This window comes from Streptomyces bambusae, from assembly GCF_019400985.1.
GTDB classification, from domain to species: domain Bacteria; phylum Actinomycetota; class Actinomycetes; order Streptomycetales; family Streptomycetaceae; genus Streptomyces; species Streptomyces bambusae_A.
In genome coordinates this window covers 1-2,323 of record NZ_WTFF01000565.1, presented here as the reverse complement: position 1 = coordinate 2,323, position 2,323 = coordinate 1, and the positions used below count along the sequence as shown (strand labels likewise).

Sequence of the window (2,323 nt, the reverse complement as noted above, 5' to 3'; positions counted from 1 at the left end):
CCTATGATTCGTATCACTGCGTGTCTTCTGCCCGATCACCACGCATTTATATGTCGGACAGCTCGGCGGCCACACAGAGGTGCGACACGCGTAAGATCGCCGGCGGCTCCGGTTGTGAAAAAGAGCCCCCCGGGCGCCAGGGGCCTCCGCCCGCCCCGCCACCCGCGCCCCGCGCCCCTCCCGCGCCCCGCACACCATCAAGCTGGGCAGCCCCAAGCCCCGGCTGCGCCTGGTCGGCCTCGGGCTGACCCTGGTCATGCTGGCCTTCGTCGTACGGCTGCTCCAGGTCCAGGCCGTCGACGCCTCCGCCTACTCCGCGGAGGCGTCCAAGAACCGGTACGCCAACTACACGCTGGCCGCCGAGCGCGGCGACATCACCGACCGCAAGGGCGTCGCCCTGGCCACGAGCGTGGACGCGTACGACATCACCGCCGACCCCTCCATGTTCACGCCCAAGGAGAGCAAGGCCCCCGACGCCCCCGAGCAGGCCGCCGCCCTCCTCGCGCCGATCCTGGACAAGGACCCCAAGGACATCGCGGACCGGCTGCGCAAGAACACCCGCTACGTCGTCCTCGCCCGCCGCCAGACCCCCCAGGTCTGGAACCAGATCAAGGACCTCAAGCGGGTCTTCGCCGAGAAGGCGCAGGCCGACCGGCGGGGCAACGGCCCCGGCGCGAACGTCCTCGCCGGCGTCTTCCAGGAGCCCAGCAGCAAGCGCGTGTACCCCAACGGCACCCTGGCCGCCGGGATACTGGGCTACGTGAACGCCGAGGGCAAGGGCGCCGGCGGCCTGGAGTCCTCCCTCGACAAGAAGCTGGCCGGCACGGACGGCGAGATCACCTACGCGCAGGCCGGCGGCCGCCAGGTGCCCACCGCCGGCTCCCGCGAGAAGCCCGCCGTACCCGGCGAGGACATCGAGCTGACCATCGACCGCGACATCCAGTGGGCCGCCCAGAGCGCCATCACCGAGCAGGTCGAGAAGTCCCAGGCCGACCGCGGCTACGTCATCGTCCAGGACACCCGCACCGGCGAGGTCCTCGCGATGGCCAACGCCCCCGGCTTCGACCCCAACGACCTCAGCAAGGCCCGCTCCACCGCCATGGGCAACGCCGCGCTCCAGGACGTCTACGAGCCCGGCTCCACGGCCAAGGTGATGTCGATGGCCGCCGTCCTGGAGGAGAAGAAGGCCACCCCGCTCACCCACGTCACCGTCCCCAACCGGCTGCACCGCGGCGACCGGCTCTTCAAGGACGACATCGACCACCCGACCTGGTACCTGACCCTCAACGGGGTCCTCGCCAAGTCCTCCAACATCGGCACCATCCTCGCGACCGGACAGCTCGGATCCAGCCAGCCCGAGGCCAACCGGGTCCTGCACTCCTACCTGAGCAGGTTCGGCGTCGGCCGGCCCACCGGCCTGAACTACCCCGGCGAGTCCCGCGGCATCCTCGCCGAGCCCGAGAAGTGGTCGACCTCCCAGCAGTACACGATCCCCTTCGGCCAGGGCCTGTCCCTCAACGCCATGCAGGCTGCCTCCGTCTACTCGACCATCGCCAACGACGGGGTGCGCATCACCCCCACCCTGGTGCGCGGCAGCAAGGGGCCCGACGGGCGCTTCACCCCCGCCCCCGCCCCCGAGAAGACCCGGGTGATCAGCGAGGAGACCGCCAGGACCCTCGCCGCGATGCTGGAGTCCGTCGTCGACGACGAGGAGGGAACCGGCACCAAGGCCCGCATCCCCGGCTACCGGGTCGGCGGCAAGACCGGCACGTCCAACCGAGTGGATCCGGCCACCGGCCGCTACAAGGGCTACACCGCCTCCTTCGCCGGCTTCGCCCCGGCCGACAACCCGCGCATCACCGTGTACTGCGCGATCCAGAACCCCACCAAGGGCAGCTACTTCGGCGGCCAGATCTGCGGCCCCATCTACAAGAAGGTCATGGAGTTCGCCCTGAAGACCCTCCAGGTCGCCCCGACCGGGACCGCCCCGGCAGGCCTGCCGGTCACCTTCGACGCCGGCCCGCAGCCGGCCCCGCAGCCGACCCCCCAGCCCGGCCAGTGACCACCACGAGCGTGAGGCACCAGCAGTGACAACGATCACCCCGAAACCCGGGAACCGGCAGCCCGCCGGCCCCGCCGCCGCCCCGTCGGCCGCCCCCTCACTTCGCGACAGCGGCGCCACGCCCGGTACGCTCACCGCCGTGCCCCACGCTGATCAGCCCAGAACGACCCAGAACGCCGCCCCGGCAACGCCGCCGGGAGCGCCGCGGCCCCAGAGCCCGCGCCCGACCCCGCTCGGCGAGCTGGCCGCCCTGCTCGGCGG

At 71.7% G+C, this 2,323-nt stretch carries 1 protein-coding gene and 1 pseudogene; both read left to right on the top strand.

Annotated features, from left to right (window positions below; genetic code table 11):
• Window positions 1-256: 256 nt before the first annotated feature.
• A complete protein-coding gene (locus GPJ59_RS35570; protein WP_374201005.1) occupies window positions 257-2,062 on the top strand; it encodes a peptidoglycan D,D-transpeptidase FtsI family protein in 1,806 nt (601 codons plus the stop codon).
• Window positions 2,063-2,087: 25 nt separating this feature from the next.
• Window positions 2,088-2,323 (top strand): annotated as a pseudogene (locus GPJ59_RS38775) (UDP-N-acetylmuramoyl-L-alanyl-D-glutamate--2,6-diaminopimelate ligase); the annotation flags it as partial.